The organism is Moraxella caviae (genome assembly GCF_002014985.1).
In the GTDB taxonomy this organism is placed as follows: domain Bacteria; phylum Pseudomonadota; class Gammaproteobacteria; order Pseudomonadales; family Moraxellaceae; genus Moraxella; species Moraxella caviae.
This window is the reverse complement of sequence record NZ_MUXU01000005.1, coordinates 1-18,610: the sequence shown is the minus strand read 5'-3', so window position 1 is coordinate 18,610 and position 18,610 is coordinate 1. Positions and strand designations below refer to the sequence as shown.

The window sequence follows — 18,610 nt, the reverse complement described above, 5'->3', positions numbered from 1 at the left end:
GAGCAATGATTGATGAAATAAGGGGTGTAGATGGCGAGTAATGCACGTTTTGGGTTGCCGTGGTGGTCAATGGCGTTGCCAGTGATTGCGTGGGCGTTGTATTTTGTGGGAATCAAAGGCAGTCTGCTGCTACAAATCGCAGGCGGTGCGTTTTTGATTGGCAGCGTGCTGTCGGCGGTATATCATGCCGAAGTGGTGGCGCATAAGGTGGGCGAGCCGTTTGGTACGATCATCTTGGCATTGGCGATTACCATCATTGAAGTGGCGCTGATCATCTCTTTGATGGTGGCAGGCGGTGATAATGCCGCTTATTTGCCTAGAGATACGGTATTTGCTGCCATCATGCTGATTTTAAACGGTATTTTGGGTATTTCGCTGATGATTGGCGGACTGAAGCACCGTGAGCAGTTTTTTGGGCAAAAGTCGGCTTCTACGGCACTGATTACGCTGGTTTCCATCCTTGTGATGACGCTGATTTTGCCGAATTTCACCACATCTACCGAAGCGGGTACTTATAGTGTAGCGCAGATGATTTTTGTGGCACTGGCGTCTTTGGTGCTGTACGGCTCATTCATCATGGTACAGACGGTGCGCCATCGTGATTATTTTTTGGCGGTTGATGACGATTTGGAACACCATGCCGAGCCGCCGAGCGCAAAAGTTACCACGGCAAGCTTTTTATTTTTGGTGCTGTGCCTAGGCATTGTGGTGCTGCTTGCCAAGGCGTTATCACCAAGCATTGAAGCGGCGGTGGCTGCGATGGGCGCGCCAAAGAGCTTGGTCGGTGTGATTATTGCGGCGGTGGTACTCTTGCCTGAAGGTTTGGCAGCACTCAATGCCGCTAAGAAAAACCGCTTTCAGACCAGCCTAAACCTTGCGCTGGGTTCGGCACTTGCCAGTATCGGCTTGACGATTCCTGCGGTGGTGATTGTGTGCTTGATGTACGACATTCCGCTGGTGCTGGGCTTGGACGGCAAATCTATGGTGCTTTTGGGTCTGTCCACGTTCATTGTCATGCTGTCATTGAATCAAGGGCGCACGAATATCTTGTACGGCATCGTGCTGCTTGTGAACTTGGCGGCGTACATCTTTACCATCATTTCGCCATAAGGCGGCGTGGTGGTTAAAAAGCTCTGCGATGGCAGGGCTTTTTTGTGGGCGTAATGCAGTCATCGCTTGGCTAAATTATGATTTGTAAATTGGGAATGTTGGGTTATTTTCGTCCCAGCTCGCAAGATTTTCATCAAAAATACTTTCTAATTTTTCAATAAAACGAATATTGGTTTCTTCGCCATTAACGTCAAAGTCTTTAAAATAAAAATCTACAAGGCTGCGACCTTTTTTGATAAGAGACATTTGCGCGTCTATCCAAATAATACTCTCAAAATCATCTGGGCTGGTAATGGATAAATGATAACAAAATTATCCAAGTCATTGTATGCGGCATCTGGACTGTCTTCGCTTTTTGTTAGCACGTCAAAATCCACCAAATCACCACAAATCAACGAAAATCGCACTGTTTTGGCAGCCAAATTTATCCGCCAATTTATCCATCAAATCCGCTTTTAAGCACATTGCGCATTGGTGATGAAAGATATATAATATTATCTGATAGAGTAATAACTAGGACTGATAATTGTGAGTACCACCACGCTGCGCCAGTTGCGAGCTTTTGTGCTGGTTGCCGAGCAAAACAGCTTTACCAAGGCGGCAGAAACGTTGTTTTTGACCCAGTCGGCACTCAGCGGCTTGATTAAAGAGCTGGAGCAGAATTTAGATGTCAAGTTGTTTGACCGCACCACGCGCAAGCTGCATTTGTCGGACGCTGGTATGCGCCTTTTGCCACAAGCAAGGCGTGTGCTGAATGAAATGGCGGTGCTCAACGAAAAGGTGAGCAGCCTAAAATCACTGCACCAAGGCCACGTCCGCTTGGCGGTGAGCCAGCAGCTGTCGGCATCCACCATGCCAAAGTTCATCGCCAAATTTTGTGAAATCCATCCGAACATTCAAGTTACGCTTGCCGATTGCTCGGTGGACGATGTCGTGGAGCATATTGAAAACCTAGAAGCTGACCTTGGCATTGCGCCAGAGCGTCCGTATTCTGATGATTTGCGTGCCGATGTGTTGTTTAGTTCGCCATTTTATTTGGTGCTGCCGACATCGCACCCATTTGCCAGCAAGACCGAGATTGACTGGACGGATTTGCTTGATGAGCGGCTGATTACGCTGAACGGGCCTTTTATCAAAAGCCTGCAAAACGAGCTGCCAAGCCACATTTCCAGCCGCATTTTTAATCCTGATTTTGAGATTAACTTTTTATCCACCGCGCTTGGCATGACACGCATGGGGCTTGGCGTTACGCTGTGTCTTTTGTACGCTGCCGAATGGGTGTCTTTGTACGGGCTTGCCATGCGACCCATCGCCAATCCTGTGGTGGAGCGTAAATTTTTACTGTACACGCATAAAAACCGCTCTTTGTCGCCTGCTGCCTTGGCGTTCAAGGAATTTTTAATCAATAACGCCCACGAATTTTTGGTCAGTGAGCCAAAAGACAGCCAAAATCTTGTCTGATGGCTGATTGGCGATGAAATTTGGTGCGAAAATTTGTGCAAATTGTCCAAATTTTCCCCACAAAAACGCATAAAATTGCGTTATACTAAAGCGATTGTTTGCAAATTGCATTCACAGCTTTCCCTTGTTTTTACCTTTCGTTTCATTCACCCCTTGTTTTGGGGAAATTTTAAGGAACTGCTATGTTTGAACACGTTACCCCTTATGCTGGCGACCCGATTTTGGGTTTGATGGATAAATTTGCCAATGACCCACGCACCGACATTAAGGTGAATTTGGGCGTGGGCGTGTACTACACCGAAGATGGCAAGCTGCCTGTGCTTGAGTGCGTCAAGAGCGCCGAAAGCCAAATCGCCAATCCGCCACGTCCGCGTGGTTATTTGCCGATGGACGGCTTGCCGGGGTATCGTAAGGCTTGCCAAGATTTGCTGTTTGGCAAAGACAACGAAGCGGTGAAAGCAGGACGTGTGGCAACCATCGCAACGCTTGGCGGCTCAGGCGCGCTAAAAGTGGGCGCAGATTTTATCCATGAATGGTATCCAAATGCCAAATGCTATGTGTCAAACCCAACGTGGGGCAACCACATCAGCATTTTTGAAGGTGCTGGCATTGAAGTGGGCAAGTATCCGTACTATGACGCTGCGACTATTGGCGTAAAATTTGACGAAATGTGCGAGTTTTTCAAAGGCTTGAACGAAAACGACGTGGTGCTGCTGCACCCATGCTGCCACAACCCAACAGGCGTGGATCTAAGCAACGAGCAGTGGGACACCGTGCTTACCATCATCAAGGATAAAAAACTGATTCCATTCATGGACATTGCTTATCAAGGCTTTGGCGATGATATGGACGGTGATGCGTACGCCATTCGCCGCGCGGTGGAGATGGGCTTGTCGGTATTTGTGTCAAATTCATTCTCTAAAAACTTGTCATTGTATGGCGAGCGTGTGGGCGGTTTGTCAGTGGTTGCGCCAACCAAAGAAGAAGCCGAGCGTGTGCATGGTCAGCTAAAATTCACTGTACGCCGCATTTACTCAAGCCCACCAGCGCACGGCAATGCGGTGGTAGACACCGTGATGAATGACGCTGCTTTGTTTGAGCAATGGGTGGGCGAAGTGTATGAAATGCGTGATCGCATTCGTGATATGCGCCAAAAACTGCAAGACACCCTAAGCGCTAAGCTGCCAGAGCGTGATTTTAGCTATTTCACCAAGCAGCGTGGTATGTTTAGCTTTACAGGTTTGACAGCGGAGCAAGTGGTGCGTCTGCGTGATGAATTTGCGGTGTATATGGTGGAAAACGGCCGTATGTGTATCGCAGGTTTGAATAACAAAAACGTGGAATATGTGGCAAATGCGATTGCTGAAGTGTTGAGATAATCAACGCAAAACAAAACACCCAAGTTGTACGGCTTGGGTGTTTTTTATTGGTTTGTTTAGTGGTAAATCGTGGGCTGGTTGGTGGAGCGGTCGTAAGTTGGGTTGGCGGTAGTGCAACTTAAACCAACCTAACCTAACGTTTTTTTAAAGACCGCTTCTTGAATTTATTGGGTTTTCGCTTTGCTCAATCCAACTTACAATCTGTCCTTTAATTTAACCTGCATATCGTTTTTTTAATCCAAGCCCATAAACCCACCCACCAAAAAAGCAGCCCATCAGAGCTGCTTTTTGGTGTCTTAAATGACGATTTATTCGTCGTGCGTCAGACGGTTTACTGCGTTTTGGGCAGCTTTTGCGTCCGCTTCGCTTTCGGCTTTGTCCTGAATGCGTTTTAGCAAGCGAGCTGCTGCTTCACGGCCGCCAAGACCAAATGCCAACGCTACCGCTACCGCTACTGCGCCTAGCGTCAGACCGAAGGCTAGGTTTACGATGCTGTCAGCGATGCCCATCGCTTTTAGACCCATTGCCAGCACCAAACCCATGATTAGCACACGTACGATGTTCGCCAGCAATTTGCTGCCTTGTTCTGAACGCTCAACCACACCAGCGATGATGTTTGCCAACCAAAAACCGATGGTTAGAATCACAGCGCCTAGAATGATTTGACCGCCAAATTCTACAAACATGGTGATGATTTCGCTGATTTGCTCAAAGCCCAGCAAGTCTGCCGCAGCGATGCTGGCAAATAGCATGGCGAAAAATACAATCGCACAGCCCACCAATTCTGAGATGCTTTTCTCGCCAAGTGCGCTTTGTACGCCTAGTTTGGCAGGTAGGGCGTTGATTTGGGTGTTGTTTAGTAGGCTTACCACGATGTTTGACAGCATGCGCACCACATAATAAGTGATGATAAGAATCGCTGCCGCGGTGAATACGCTTGGCACAGCTTCCATCACGGTGTTTAGCATATTGGTCGCTGGGCGTGAGATGGTCTCAACTTTCAAAGCGTCCAATGCTGCGATGGTGAAAGGCACGATGACAAACAAGAACGCCAAAGAGCCAGCAATGCCCGGCAGGCTGTTTTTCTCGCTTAGACCCGCTTTTTGGGCGATGGCTTGAACGTTTAGTCCAGACACCACGCCAGTAACGATGCCGCGCACCACTTTTGCCACCACAAAGCCGACAAAGAACACAAAACCCGCCATCACGATGTTTGGCAAGAATGCAAAAGTCTTGTCAATCATGTTAGTCAGCGGTGTGAACAAGCCATCAAGACCTAGGCGACCCACCACCATGGTAAGTACCACAAGCAAGATGAACCAGTACACCACATCAGCAATCGTGCCGCTCATTGGTTTTACGCCAGCGTCATTTGCCAGCTTTTCGTCCAAAGTGGTTTTGCCAAGGGCAGCGGTAGTCGCTGTGCGTGCCACCGTGGCAATCACCCAGCCGATTACGCCCACAGCCACCGCCGCCAAAAGATTTGGCAGGAATGATAAAACTTGGTTAATCATGTTAGCAAATGGTACTGAAATAGAGTCAAGACGAAGTTGGTTTAGCGCGCCAGAAAGACCGATGGCAAACACAAACCAAAAAACGATTTTGGCAAGCAAGTCGCTTAGGTTGTAGTTTTTGCCAGTTGATTGGTTCATGCGCTCGTTCAAGCCTACTTTTGTTAAGCCTTTACGAGTCAATGAAGCCAAGATTAGGGCGATGAACCAGCCCACGATAAGAATTAAAATGGCGCCGATGACAGAGCCGACTGGCCCTTGAAGGCTTTGATTAAAAAAGGCGAAGGTAGAATCCACGGGATTTCTCCGATTTTGTGTGTGAATTTGTGTGTTTAAAAATTTGCGAAATGCGCACCGTGCAAGTTGGCTACAAATTGGCAATGGCGCAACATTTCAAAGATTATTGCCCTAATTGTAACATTAAAACGCCTACAAGCGCACCGCTCGTTAAAATATCTTGACAATCTTAACAATAATTATACAGACAGCAAGTAAATTTTCGGCTTATGCGTGGCGAAATTGGGCAATTTTTGGTATGATAATAGGGTTTTTCTAGCCAAATTTTAACTTAGCCAAGCAATCCATAAAGCAAGGCTAAGAAATTGGCGATTGAACCTAAACAGATGTAACCTTAAACAAAGGCGTGATTTGGTGAGTTTGCCGATTGCGCCATCAAAAGAGTATCTTATGAAAAAATCTCCACTCATCATTTCAGCATTGGCGGCGGCATTGGCACTAAGTGCGTGCAGCAACGCCAACAAAGCAGACGCAACCCCTGCCAAATCTACCGTTGTAACCGACAAAAGCAGCGAAATGGACAAGGTGAGCTATGTGCTGGGCTATGACGCTGGCAAAAACCTAAAAGAGATGGACGGTGAGCTAAACACCGACATCATCGCCAAGGCTTTGGCAGACGGCTTTAACGGCGTAGAAAGCGCCTTGACAGACGAAGAAAAAACGCAAATTGCGCACACTTACCAGCAGCGCAAAGAGCAAGAAATGGTGAAAGAAGTGGAAGAAAAGGCAGCGAATAACAAAGCCGCTGGCGAAAAATTCCTAGCTGAAAACGCCAAAAAAGAAGGCGTGAAAACCACCGCTTCAGGCTTGCAATATAAAGTCATCACCGAAGGCAGCGGCAAATCACCAAAAGCCACCGACACAGTAACTGTGCATTATGAAGGCAAGCTCATTGACGGCACGGTGTTTGATTCGTCTTATGAGCGTGGTATGCCAGCGCAATTCCCGCTAAATCAAGTGATTCCGGGCTGGACGGAAGGTTTGCAGCTGATGAAAGAAGGCGGCAAGTATGAATTTTTCGTACCGAGCGATTTGGCGTATGGCGAAGCGGGCAACCCAGCCATTGAGCCAAACAGCGTGCTGATTTTCACCGTAGAGCTATTGACGCCAGAGCAAGTGAAAGCCGCCAGCGAAAAAGCGCAAGCGCAAATGGCTGAAGACATGAAAAAAGCCCTAGAAACTGGCGAATCTGGCGGTCAAGTACAAAAGATTAAGTGATTTGACAATCGCTTTTTAAGCCGCTTTTTAAGCCTAAAATCTGGCATAAAACCCAGTCCAAAATCCAGTCCAAAACCCAGTCTGTGCGGCTGGGTTTTGTTTTTGTGGGAAAGTTGGAAAGGCTGAAAAAGTTCGGAAAATTGGAAGGGTTATGCAAAGGCTGTAAAAACCCCAATCGCATAGCAATCATAAAAATCGCAACGATTGGGGTTTTGCTTTAGGGTGTTGGCGGTGTTAGAACTTCATCTGCCACACCACAGCGCCGCCATGTTCTTGGTAGCCGCTGCGCCAGCCGCCTTGATAGCCAAGACTTAGCTGGCTATTTTGGCTTGGCTTGTAGGCAAGTCCCACGCCCGCTTCGGCAAATTCACGGCTGACTTTCTGTCCTGTGGTGAAATTTGAGCCGTCCGTGCCAACAAAGCTGCCGCTGATGTAGCCAAAGTTATCGCCAGCGTCATAGCCGCCACCGATTTTGGCGGTGAGTCCAAGTTTGTCGGTCAGTGGTAATTTGCCCGCCACACCTGCGCTAAATTTCAGGCTTTCAAAGTCTTGCTTGGCGACATCAAGGCTGAACAAGCTAGCGTCTGATTCACGATAAGCATCGCTTGTCAGTTTTTGGTAGCTGACTTTGGCATAAGGTGCGATGTGCTTGTCGGTGCTGCCAATGCGGTGCGACAGCCCAAAGCCTGCCAAAATGCCTTTGGTGTCATAATCGCTCTTGGCGACTGTGTTTGCGCCTGTCCATGTGATATGGCGCTCGCCTTCTACATTACCAAAGGACGCACCGATGTGTCCGCTGGCGGTGGTGCTGCCAGTGTCATAGTCGCCATAAATCAGCGCGGTGGTGGTGTTTGCTTTGGCGGTGTGGTTTGCCAAGCCTTTTGAGTCCACGTCTGTGCGTGTATGTCCCAGCGCCACGCCAACGTTGCCATTGCCAAGCACGGTGTCCGCACCGACAATCACGCCATAATCGTTCGCCTTAAAGCCAAGACGGTCGGCATTGCCATCAAGCGTGCGCTCACCGCCTAGGATTTTCGCCCAAATGCCACGTTTGCGCTCGATTTCTTTGTCATAAATCGCTGCGGTGGCGCGCTCATTGCCATCAACGATTAGGCGTGCCATCTCGCCATTGAACAGCGGCAGCGACTGTACGCCAATAGCGGCTTTGCGCTCGTTGCCACCAAGTTTCAATGCTTCTGCCAAATCGCTATCGTCATTGCCAAGTACGCTGTCCAAGGCTGCCGCCACGCCCAGCGCGACAGCTGCGTGGGCAGTTGCTGCATTGACGTAAGTATTGTATTCTGGCACTTCATGCGTAGGAGCATCTGCCGGTACAACGCCACCTTCAAATGCTGGAGCTTCGTGAGTAGGAGCGTCCGTTGGCACGCTGGTTTCCACTGGTGGAGCTGGCTGCGGCTGTGGAGCTGGCTGCGGCTCAGGCTGTGGAGCTGGAGCAGGCTCTGGTTGTGGTGCAGGAATTGGAGTAGGCTCAGGCGTCGGCTCAGGCGCAGGTTCAGGTGTCGGCTCAGGTTGTGGAGCTGGCTCTGGCTGCGGCGCAGACTTGCTGCCCAATGCCAAATGCACGGCATTGCTGTCGGTATAATCCGCGGTAATGCGAGAATTTTGTACCACATTGCCGTCCAAATCGTACACGGTCAAAGACTTAAACTCGCCCACACGGCCGCCATCAGCACGCACGACATTTTTCCATTCTTTGTCGGTATTGCCAGTGATGAGTGCGTTTATCACGTCATGCGCATAGACTTTTAGACCGCCTTTGGCGATGTCGGCTTTGCCTGTGGTGTGTAGTTTGCCGTAGCTGTCAGGCAGGTATTTTTCAGTTTCATTGTCTTCTGAAAAGCCCAAGCCAATGCCCAGCTTGTCGCCGTCATTGAGCACAAAGTCGCCATTCACTTTTAGCGTACCGTCCAAAATCACCGTATCGCCATTCCACTGCTTAGTGGCCCCTGCTAGAGTTAGCGTACCTCCGTATTTGATAAAGCCGCCAGTCATGGTCAAGGCTGGATCATATTCATCAGAATCTTTAAACGCACCAAGCAGGCGTAAGTTCATCGTGCCGACGTTGCCTGTGATTACGGCATTTGGGTCAATAGAAACGTTGATTGGATTCCATTTGCCATCAAGATACATATCTTCTATGCCGATGCCTACACCTTGTTTGCCAATTTTAATTGGCTCGTTGGCGGTGAAGTTTTTAAACCATACTGCGCCATCTTTGGCAGCGTTTAAAAAGCCGCCATCTAGCAGTACGTCAGATTGCTTAGCATTTACGCCACGTTCAATTTCACCAATATCTAACGAGGCATCGTTGATAATCTTGAGCGTGCCAGCACCGTCTTGACCGATGACGATTTTCTCTACTTCAGCACTTGCATTATTTATGGTTAGGCTGCCTTTGCCCGTGGCTTTATTGCCAATGTTAATTTCGTAGGCGGTTAATTTACTTTGGGTATCTACAGTTGCTTTCCCGTTTTGATTGTTGCCGATGACGATGGGGTGTGGCGGATTTACGGTTACTGCGCTGCCATTGCTTATTACAAGCTCACTGTCTGTAATTGCGGCATTCACCGTATGCGCTTGTCCGTCATCATATGTCGCAGCACCTGCCGAAGCTGCCGTCAGTGCGCTTGCAACCACCACAGCCGCCTTGACGCTTTTGCTTTTTCCTTTGGCGCGTGCAAATTCTGACACCGATTGCCACACGCCTAGCGAGTGGTTAAACACAACACGATAAATATGGTTCATGGTTTAATCCTTTAAATGAAGGGTTGAAATTTGGAATTTGGCTTGGGGCGTTTGCGTTGCCGTCTTGACAGCCAAATCCAGCGGGCTAAATAAGAAACGTTTAGCTTTGGTTACAACAGATTACAAAATCTTGTCTAATTTTATCACAAATTTTCGGGGGGGGGGGTAGAGTTTTACAGAAAAAAAGTGGTTTTTATTTGGCTTGGAAGGTTTGTCAAATTCGTTTGGGTGCGCTTGACAAAACCGCCCATCAAGACAAACGCACCCATCAGGCGTTTGTGATGATGAAGGGCGATGAAATGAGCGGTCGTGAAAGTTATAAATACTTGAGCAAAACCTTAGACTTTCTGCCGTTGTGGTAGCGTTCTTGGCGTGTGTCTGGCAAGGCGGTGAAGTCTACTTCAGCAAAGCCATGCTCCAAAAACCAATGCGCGGTGTGTGTGGTCAGTGCAAAAAGTCTGCTCACGCCCAGCTGTTTGGCACGCATTTGCACAAAGCGCAGCAAATCTTCGCCACGGCTGCCGCTGCGATACGCAGGGTGAATGGCAAGGCTGGCAAGCTCCGCCGCCGTGCTGTCCAAAGGGTGCAGTGCCACGCAGCCGATGATGGCGCCGTCTCGCTCAATCACGCTGTAATGCTCGATGTCTTCTTCTAGGCGGGCTTGACTGCGCCAAATGAGAATGCCTTGTTCTTGTAGTGGTTTTAGCAAGGCAAGCAAGCCCACCACGTCATCAGTGGTGGCAGGGCGGATTTGGTCAAAGGCGGTTTTGGTAATCATCGTCCCTGCGCCATCTAAGGTGAAAAGCTCGGTAATCAGCGCGCCGTCTTTGGTGTAAGGCAAAAGGTGCGTGCGCTCCACATGGGTGCTTGCTTTGATGGCGGTGCGCACAAATCGTGCCAACTCGTCCGTCAAGGCGGCAGGCGTGCGCTGTAGTAGTTGGTTTGCGCTGTCGGTGGTGAGTTCTCTGATCAGCGTGCCTGTGTCGTTTAGCTCACTGCCGCCCAGCAAAATCAGCTTGTCGGCTTGTAAGGCGATGGCGGCTTGTAAGGCGACATCTTCGGCAAGCAAATTAAACGCTTCGCCTGTGGCTGACACGCCCATCGTGCCAAGCGTGATGATATGCCCACGCTCAAGATTGTGGCGCATGGCGGCGGCGTCCACTCGGCGCACTTGCCCTGTCATCTGATAATCAATGCCGTCATGAATGCCGTAGGGCTTGGCGGTGATGAAATTGCCACTCACCACGCTGATGCGCGAGCCAAACATGGGCGAATTGGCAAGCCCTGTGGATAGGTGCGCTTCAATCTGCAGGCGGATTGCACCCACCGCTGCCAAGATGTGCGGCATGGCGGCAGTTGGCGTAACACGGACGTGCTGCGTGCCGTGCGTTGCCATCGGTGCGGTGTCAATGCCTGCGGTGCGTAAGGCGGCATCAATCTGCGGACGCGCGCCATGCACCAAAACCAGCCGAATGCCCAAGCTGTGCAGCAGCGCAAAATCATGAATCAGCGATTCAAAATTGGCGTGCGCCACCGCTTCACCGCCAAACATGATGACGAAAATTTTACCGCGGTGGGTGTTGATATAAGGCGCAGAATGGCGAAACCAGTGGATTGGGTTTGGGTGAGTCATGGCTTGGCAAGATTGATTGGGATAAAAGGCTTATTATAGCCAATTTGTGCGGTGATGGCGAATGTCTTGTGTGGAGTGAGTGGTTTTAAAGTTTGGTGTTAAGATGTTGGGTTGTGCTTAGCTAACCCAACTTAACGGCTAGCTTGTAAATTCTATACAAACTAACTTTAAAAAGATATGTAAGTTGGGTTGAACGAAGTGAAAACCCAACATTTGAAATGACAAATCTTATTCTAAACGTTGGGTTGCGCTTAGCTAACCCAGCCCAACCCAACTTACGGCTATCCGTTCAATTTACAACCACATTTACTCTCTTTAAATAAAGCAAAAACCACAAACCTTGCGATTTGTGGTTTTTAGTTCTAGTCGTTCCTTGAATACGTCCTTTTATTTTCAATCCATGAAGTTGGCTCATCTTGAGCTAGCACAGCATCTATCCCTATCGGTCAATCCATCTACCTATCCTTGCTGTGTGAGTGTATTATGCCAAACCACACCACATCACACCAGTCGCAAAAAGCGTCTTTATTTGTACGTTTTGACTTACAAATTGTGGCTGTCAAGTTTTTGGCTGATAAAACTGCTTGTCCGCACAATTTACCACAAAGCCAATGGCGCAAAATCACAACAACGCCCCGAACAAACGAATGCTGTTATCCAGAAGTTTTTGCCCCCAGCTGCGTGATTGCCATGTTGCCAAACCCACCACGTCCGCGCGCTCAAAATACGCTTTTTGGCAGCCCAAAACCTGCATGACCAAAGGCTTGGTGTAGATGGCAAGGCTAAATTCCATGTTCAGATAAAAACTGCGCATGTCCATATTGACCGTGCCAAACAGGCAGTATTCTTCGTCAATGACCACCGATTTGGTGTGCAAAAGCCCATCGCCAAACTGCGCAATCACCACGCCCGCTTCAATCAATTCTTCAAAAAACGCATAAGACGCATGGCGCACCAAAAACGAATCCACCACTTTTGGCACAATCAGCACCACTTCCACGCCACGCTTGGCAGCACAAGTCAAGGCAGAAAGCAGCGCATCATCAGGCACAAAATAAGGCGTGGTAATCCATACCGACTGATTGGCGCGGTGAATCACGCTAACGAGCGTGCTGTGAATGACGTGCGCGGTCATCTGCGGCGCAGATGGAATCGGCTGCACCACCACATCACGCACCGCAGGCAGACTGCTGGCGATGCGCATGATGGGTACGGTTTTGCTGGGCGTACCAGTCAATTTGCCGTCTGCGCCAATCTCGCCTAGGCGGTAGAGTTTTTTGGTGTAATCGTGAAATCTTTCGGTGAGTACGGTCAGATTTTTATCGTTTTCTGCGCCGATGTCGGTCGCCACGATTGCCGAAAGCGCCGCAATCACGCCATTGGTGCGATGATCTTCTAAGCGCATCATCATATCAATCCACTGCCCAAAACCCTTGTCCTGCTTGAAATAGCGTGGATCAACCAAGTTAAAACTGCCTGTATAGCCCACCTTATCATCAATGGCGACAATCTTGCGATGATTGCGCAAATCCACCCGTTTAAACAGCGTTTTAAATAAACCCACAGGCAAGGATTCATGCACATAAATGCCTGTATTTGCTAGGGTTTTGGCGTGTTTTTGGAAAAATTCCACGCTGCCGACACCATCTGCTAGGATATGACACTCTACGCCACGCTGGGCGGCGTTTTCTAAAGCCGTTAAAACTTCCAGCACACGACCTTTGGCATGAATGATATAAAACTCCATTAAAATCATGGTGTTGGCGTTATTGATGTCGTCAATCAGTGCATCAAAAATATCATCTGGCGTGTCAATCAGCCGTGCTTTATCGGCATAAAAGGCGTGAAATCCTGTCCAAGCCGTGCCAATACGGCTCACGCCTTGATAAGCGCTTGGCAAAGGCGTGTCGGCATGGGCGAAATCCACCGCGCCCAATAACGCACGGATTTGTTGGTTGCGTGATTGGTATTTGCGCCCAAGCGTGGTCTCGCCCAGCAAAAGATACAACAAAATGCCAATGAATGGCAGCGCAAACAAAATCGCCAGCCATGCAATCGCCACGCTGGCATTACGCTGCGACTGCAGCACGCGCAGCACCACGCCAATCGCCAGCGCAAGGTGAATCAGCGCACCAATGCCCAGCCAGTCAATGTGTTCAAGAATTTGTAGCCATGCGTGGTTCATGTTGGTTTGATGGATTGTCGGTAAATTGTGGGTTGCAAATTGTAAATATGGTTGTGGTTTGTCAATGGCGATTTGCGCTATGACGTTTGATTGATGATTTTATCACATTGGCGCAAGTTTTGGGTGATTGCTGTGCTTGTTCATTGGCAAAATCATCGCCTAGCACAAAGCATGAGAAAATTGCCAAAAATGTACAAAACTTTGCTACAATAATGGGTTTAGACTGTGCTTACTTGATGCCGCCTGCTGCCGTTTTGGGCGTTTGGCGTGCGTTTTATAGCAAATTCATGACAAGTTTTTACGATAAATTTTCAAAACAAGCATTTTAGGGGTTGTTATGTCAAATTTTTTACCGCCAGCTGAGCAACTAGAGCTACTAAAACGTGGCGTGGTTGAGATGTATTCTGAAGAAGATTTGCTAAAAAAATTGGCATTAGGTCGCCCTTTGCGCATTAAGCTGGGCATGGATCCGACTGCGCCAGATTTGCATTTTGGGCATACGGTGGTGCTAAATAAAATGCGTATGTTCCAAGAGCTTGGGCATGAAGTGCTGTTTTTGATTGGCGATTATACCGCGCGCATTGGCGACCCATCGGGCAAAAACGCCACACGTCCGCCGCTGTCTGAAGAGCAAGTCAAGGCAAATGCCGAGACGTATGCCAAGCAAGTTTTTAAAATCCTAGACCCCGCCAAGACAAAAATCGTTTTTAACTCTGAGTGGTTTTCTAAGATGAGCGCAGGCGATATGATCGCCTTGGCAAGCCAGCTGACGGTGTCGCGTATGCTTGAGCGTGATGATTTTGCCAAGCGTTATGCCAGCCAAACGCCGATTGCCATTCACGAATTTTTGTATCCTTTGGTGCAAGGCTATGACAGTATTGCGATGGAGGCAGACGTGGAAATTGGCGGCACCGACCAGACCTTTAACGTGCTGATGGGGCGCACGCTGCAATCTCGCTACGGCAAAGAATCGCAAGTGTGCATCACCATGCCGCTGCTAGAAGGGCTTGATGGCGTGAATAAAATGAGCAAATCTTTGGGCAATTACATCGGCATTGATGAGCCTGCTGGCGTGATGTATCAAAAGATTTTATCCATGCCTGATACGCTGATTGCGCGTTATTTTGAGCTGCTAAGCTTTAAGCCGATGAGCGAAGTCAATGCTTTGCTTGATGAGATGGCAAACGGACGCAATCCACAAGAATTAAAGAAAATCTTAGCTCATGAGCTGATTGAGCGTTTCCACGGCGAAGAAGCTGCCGCCAATGCGCACCGCTCGGCAGGCAATGTGCTTGCTGATGGCGAGCTGCCGATTGATTTGCCAGAAGTAACGCTGACGCTTGGCGATGCGGACAAGCTGTTCATCACGCAGGTGCTAAACCAAGCAAACCTTGCCAAAAACAGCGCCCAAGCCAAAGATATGCTCAGCCGTGGTGCGGTAAAAGTGGATAATGCCGTGGTGGACGCAAGTTTTGCCCTAGAAAAAGGACAAACCGTGGTGATTCAAGCGGGCAAAAAGGCGTATGCAAGGGTGAGTGTGGTATAAGCATAAGATTGATAAAATCGTAGATTGGGCAAGAAAAACCCAACAAATTCAGTCGGTTGTCTTGAAAATTGTTGGGTTGCTTTTGTCAGTCTAATTTGTAAGATTTGTGCCAATCTGGCGTACATAATTTACACCAACCGAGCCAACACAAACAGGCTTACTAGGATATAAAAATGTCCATAAAATCAGGCATTTACCGCCATTATAAAGGCAATCTGTATCAAGTGCTACACACCGCACGCCATTCAGAAACCGAAGAATGGCTTGTGGTGTACCGTGCGCTGTATGGCGAGTATGGCGTGTGGGTGCGTCCTTTGGCGATGTTTTGTGAAACCGTGCAAATAGACGGTGCGGACGTGCCACGATTTGCGCTGGTGCAAGAATTGTCATGCTGACAGGCTTGGCTTTGCGGTGATTGACGAGCGCACAGGACGCGCGATTGGCACGAGCAGTTTTCATGACATTTTGCCTGCGTGCCAGCGGCTTGAGATTGGTTATACTTGGTACGCACAGAGTTATTGGCGCACGCACGTCAATACCACTTGTAAGTTTTTGCTGCTGCGTCTTGCTTTTGAGACGCTGGGCTTTCGGACGGTGGGTTTTCGTGCCAGTCCAGCCAATATTCGCTCACAACGAGCCATCGAACGACTTGGCGCAAAAAAGGACGGCGTGATTCGTGGGCATCGTGTGTATCAAGACGGCACAATCGCTGATACTGTCATGTACAGCATCACTGCGGACGAATGGCAAGACGTGAAGCGGCGCTTGCTGGACAGATTAAACAAATCGTGCGAATTTGCGGATTTGAGTTCATCGGAGAAACATTGTGGCTGATTTTCAAATCATTGACATCACCATCGGCACAGGCAAAGCGGCTGAACGTGGCGCGCTCATCACCGCTCATTACATCGGCACGCTCACGGACGGCACGGAGTTTGACTCATCGCACAGCCGTGGGCAGCCGTTCGAGTGCGTGATTGGCACAGGGCGTGTGATTAAGGGCTGGGATTTGGGCGTGCTGGGCAGTGAGATTGGCGCAAAACTGTGCGAAAAATGGGGCGTGTCGCTTGAGTTGCCTGAATTTGCGCCGATGAAAGTTGGCGGTAAAAGACGGCTTGTTGTGCCGGCGGCTTTGGCTTATGGCGAGCGTACGTTGGGCAAGATTGCGCCAAACAGTGATTTGCTGTTTGAAATTGAGCTTTTGGACGTAAAAACACGAGACGACTGATTTTAAAAGGCGTTTTTCAATGCGTTTTTCAACGTGTCAATCGCCCAATGACAGCTCTGGCTGAATGTGCGCTAGGGGCGATTGGCGGTTTTCGTGGTGCAGCTCATGCAGGCGGTGCCTGCATATATGCGCTACAATTGCAAAGTGTGCATAACAGGGGGTAGAATATGAATGGTCGCCCAATACCGTACAATCAAGATAAATTGAAATACCAGCCCATCTTTACAAAAGATGAACTGATCTACCTTGAAGCATTGAACAGTGTATCAAAAAGCGAATATTTGCTGTCGCCTAGAAACATTGAAGCTTTTTCGATCAGTTTTGCGCATACTTCAGCGGTGTTGGAGGGTAACACTTACAGTGCTGTTGAAGCCGAGCTGCTTTTGACGCTGGGTCAAACTGGTGCGCACAAACAATTGAACGAAGCCTTAATGCTAAAAAATATGCAAAGTTCTTTTAATTATATTGTGAGTGAATCACAGTACAGTAAAACCGATGCTCAACGCCCTTTATCCTACATCATTAAAAATGCGCACACAATGGCATCTGAAGGCATGATGGATAAAGCGTATTGTGGTGTAGTGCGCAATGAACCTGTGTTGATTACAGCAACGAATTATGTGCCGTCTGACATTCCTCAGCAGCTTGAAGATGGCTTGCAGATGATCGAAAGAGAATATAATAGTATTGAAAATGTCTTTGAAAGAGCGGTTTATATTCATCAAAATTTAGCATACTTGCAATATTTTTATGACCACAACAAGCGCACCGCACGCAATATGTGTGCATACACTTTGATGACTGGCAATAAAATGCCAGTGATGTTTACTGAACGCAGCACTGAAGAATATGCACGAGCTGTCATTTCTTATTATGAAAGTAATCCTGTGGATTATAGTGCGTTTAAAGAGTATTTTATTGCGTCTTATGAGCGAGTTTGTTCACGCATGAATGCTTTTGCTGTTGAGCAGGCTAAAGCACTGGCGAACGACAAAAACTAAAGAAAGTGATTTGCTGTTTGAAATTGAACTTTTGGACGTAAAAACACGAGACGGCTAATAACGCTGGGTGGATTTTTGGCTGTTGTTAGGTATGCTAGTCGTCTGGCAGTAGTTCTGGCTGGATATGTAATGACAGCAAGATTTGACGTTTTTCATGACGTAATTCTTGCAGGCGGCGTTTTCGGCGGGCGATGAGCGTTAGGATTTTGTGTTTTTCGTTGTCGCTGAGCGAATGCCAGCGTTGGCGTTCGTCCCGCTTGCGCAGGCAGCCAATGCAGTAGCCTTTTTTGTTGGTTTGACACACGCCAATGCAGGGGTTGTCAATATCAAACAGCTCAAATTGCGACACGACACCAATCCAAAATCACGCCAATCTTAAAAAACTAAGATTAGCAATGCTAAACACGCCATAATGTAGCGAGTTTTTGGGCGTTTGGCAAGTTTTACGATAAATTTGCTTGCGTTGGCGGTAAGGATTGTCAATAAAAGATAAGACGATTGCCAACAAAACCAGTAATTTTAAAAAACGTCATTTTAAAATAGTGCTTTAAAAATAGCATAAAAAACAGGAATAAGCCGTGCGATTGATTTATTTACATGGACTCGACAGCGACAGCAACGCCATCAAGGCGCAAATCGTCAGTGAATATTGCGCAAATCATGCGCCACACATTGAAGTCATTCGCCCTGATTTAAACCGTGCGCCTGATGATGTGGTGGCGCTGCTGTGTACGCTTATTGGCGAAAATCCTGCCGACACCGTGCTGATGGGGTCGTCTTTGGGTGGCTATTTTGCCAATTTGCTCAGCGATGACACAGGCGTGCCAGCCGTGCTTTTAAATCCAAGCATTCGCCCTGATTTAAGTTTTCGTAGGTTTTTGAATGAGAATTTCGCCAAGCAATTTGCCGCTGGTACACTGGCGGACGATGCGGTGATTTATACCACCACAGGCGGCTGGCAGATTCGTTTTGGGGATTTGGCGTGGCTAGAAAAGCACCGCTTGCAAGTAAAAAACCCAAATAAAATCAAGACCTTTTTACGACTTGGCGATGAGCTTTTGGACGCATTCGCCACCCAAGAATTTTATAGCGAAAAAGGTGCGTGCGTGTGTGCTTTGGCAGGCGGCGACCACAGAATCAGCGATTTTGACGAACACGTTGCGCAGATGGTGGCGTGGGCGCGGGCTTTGGCACAGGAATGAAATTTTGAATTAAGCGGAGCAAACCCAACTTGCGAATTTGGATTTAATGGCGATTGTAGATACCATCCCCACC

General features: G+C 48.4%; 16 protein-coding genes. 10 read left to right on the top strand and 6 right to left on the bottom strand.

The window, feature by feature from the left end; genetic code table 11:
• The first annotated feature begins 30 nt into the window (after positions 1 to 30).
• Positions 31 to 1,110 carry a calcium:cation antiporter gene (locus B0181_RS00535; RefSeq protein WP_078275549.1) on the top strand — a complete coding sequence of 360 codons (1,080 nt, stop codon included), beginning with the start codon at positions 31 to 33 and terminating at the stop codon, positions 1,108 to 1,110.
• Between the two features lie 75 nt (positions 1,111 to 1,185).
• Here the strand turns inward: B0181_RS00535 and B0181_RS12000 are convergent, their stop codons facing one another.
• Positions 1,186 to 1,356 carry a hypothetical protein gene (locus B0181_RS12000; RefSeq protein WP_158078914.1) on the bottom strand — a complete coding sequence of 57 codons (171 nt, stop codon included), beginning with the start codon at positions 1,354 to 1,356 and terminating at the stop codon, positions 1,186 to 1,188.
• A 282-nt stretch (positions 1,357 to 1,638) separates the two neighbouring features.
• Between B0181_RS12000 and B0181_RS00530 the strand changes: the two genes are divergently transcribed.
• Positions 1,639 to 2,571 carry a LysR family transcriptional regulator gene (locus B0181_RS00530; protein ID WP_078275548.1) on the top strand — a complete coding sequence of 311 codons (933 nt, stop codon included), beginning with the start codon at positions 1,639 to 1,641 and terminating at the stop codon, positions 2,569 to 2,571.
• Between the two features lie 182 nt (positions 2,572 to 2,753).
• Entirely contained in the window at positions 2,754 to 3,950 is a 1,197-nt protein-coding gene (locus tag B0181_RS00525) for an amino acid aminotransferase (RefSeq protein WP_078275547.1), read from the top strand.
• 308 nt (positions 3,951 to 4,258) lie between these two features.
• Here the strand turns inward: B0181_RS00525 and B0181_RS00520 are convergent, their stop codons facing one another.
• Complete coding sequence (locus B0181_RS00520; protein ID WP_078275546.1) at positions 4,259 to 5,758, bottom strand: mechanosensitive ion channel; 1,500 nt, start codon at positions 5,756 to 5,758, stop codon at positions 4,259 to 4,261.
• A gap of 390 nt (positions 5,759 to 6,148) precedes the next feature.
• On the opposite strand from B0181_RS00520, the gene bamJ reads away from it, so the two are divergent.
• Positions 6,149 to 6,976 (top strand): BamJ family beta-barrel-assembly machinery protein, encoded by an 828-nt coding sequence (gene bamJ / locus B0181_RS00515; protein WP_078275545.1) that lies wholly within the window; start codon positions 6,149 to 6,151, stop codon positions 6,974 to 6,976.
• 234 nt (positions 6,977 to 7,210) lie between these two features.
• Here the strand turns inward: bamJ and B0181_RS12415 are convergent, their stop codons facing one another.
• The 3 genes from B0181_RS12415 to B0181_RS00495 all read right to left on the bottom strand — a co-directional run bounded on the left by B0181_RS12415 (position 7,211) and on the right by B0181_RS00495 (position 13,560).
• Positions 7,211 to 9,742, bottom strand: coding sequence for an SIALI-17 repeat-containing surface protein (locus tag B0181_RS12415; RefSeq protein ID WP_078275543.1), 2,532 nt, complete (start codon positions 9,740 to 9,742; stop codon positions 7,211 to 7,213).
• Between the two features lie 316 nt (positions 9,743 to 10,058).
• Positions 10,059 to 11,375 (bottom strand): amino-acid N-acetyltransferase, encoded by a 1,317-nt coding sequence (gene argA, locus B0181_RS00500; RefSeq protein ID WP_078275542.1) that lies wholly within the window; start codon positions 11,373 to 11,375, stop codon positions 10,059 to 10,061.
• Between the two features lie 622 nt (positions 11,376 to 11,997).
• The gene (locus tag B0181_RS00495; protein WP_078275541.1) at positions 11,998 to 13,560 is read right to left on the bottom strand and encodes a phospholipase D-like domain-containing protein; all 1,563 of its coding nucleotides are present in this window, start codon (positions 13,558 to 13,560) and stop codon (positions 11,998 to 12,000) included.
• A gap of 337 nt (positions 13,561 to 13,897) precedes the next feature.
• Here B0181_RS00495 and tyrS point away from each other — a divergent pair, with 337 nt between their 5' ends.
• The 5 genes from tyrS to B0181_RS00465 all read left to right on the top strand — a co-directional run bounded on the left by tyrS (position 13,898) and on the right by B0181_RS00465 (position 17,335).
• Positions 13,898 to 15,106 (top strand): tyrosine--tRNA ligase, encoded by a 1,209-nt coding sequence (gene tyrS, locus B0181_RS00485; RefSeq protein ID WP_078275539.1) that lies wholly within the window; start codon positions 13,898 to 13,900, stop codon positions 15,104 to 15,106.
• Positions 15,107 to 15,279: 173 nt separating this feature from the next.
• Positions 15,280 to 15,501 (top strand): DUF1653 domain-containing protein, encoded by a 222-nt coding sequence (locus tag B0181_RS00480; protein ID WP_078275538.1) that lies wholly within the window; start codon positions 15,280 to 15,282, stop codon positions 15,499 to 15,501.
• The gene (locus B0181_RS00475) at positions 15,473 to 15,940 is read left to right on the top strand and encodes a GNAT family N-acetyltransferase (protein ID WP_346221993.1); all 468 of its coding nucleotides are present in this window, start codon (positions 15,473 to 15,475) and stop codon (positions 15,938 to 15,940) included. Before B0181_RS00480 ends, B0181_RS00475 begins: the two co-directional genes overlap by 29 nt.
• Positions 15,930 to 16,334: an FKBP-type peptidyl-prolyl cis-trans isomerase gene (locus B0181_RS00470; RefSeq protein WP_078275536.1), complete on the top strand. Its 405-nt coding sequence runs from the start codon at positions 15,930 to 15,932 to the stop codon at positions 16,332 to 16,334. Before B0181_RS00475 ends, B0181_RS00470 begins: the two co-directional genes overlap by 11 nt.
• A gap of 167 nt (positions 16,335 to 16,501) precedes the next feature.
• Positions 16,502 to 17,335: a Fic family protein gene (locus B0181_RS00465; RefSeq protein ID WP_078275535.1), complete on the top strand. Its 834-nt coding sequence runs from the start codon at positions 16,502 to 16,504 to the stop codon at positions 17,333 to 17,335.
• 94 nt (positions 17,336 to 17,429) lie between these two features.
• Here B0181_RS00465 and B0181_RS00460 read toward each other — a convergent pair whose 3' ends face one another.
• Positions 17,430 to 17,684 (bottom strand): DUF1289 domain-containing protein, encoded by a 255-nt coding sequence (locus B0181_RS00460; protein ID WP_078275534.1) that lies wholly within the window; start codon positions 17,682 to 17,684, stop codon positions 17,430 to 17,432.
• Between the two features lie 229 nt (positions 17,685 to 17,913).
• Between B0181_RS00460 and B0181_RS00455 the strand changes: the two genes are divergently transcribed.
• Entirely contained in the window at positions 17,914 to 18,537 is a 624-nt protein-coding gene (locus tag B0181_RS00455) for a YqiA/YcfP family alpha/beta fold hydrolase (protein WP_078275533.1), read from the top strand.
• The last annotated feature ends 73 nt before the right edge of the window (positions 18,538 to 18,610 follow it).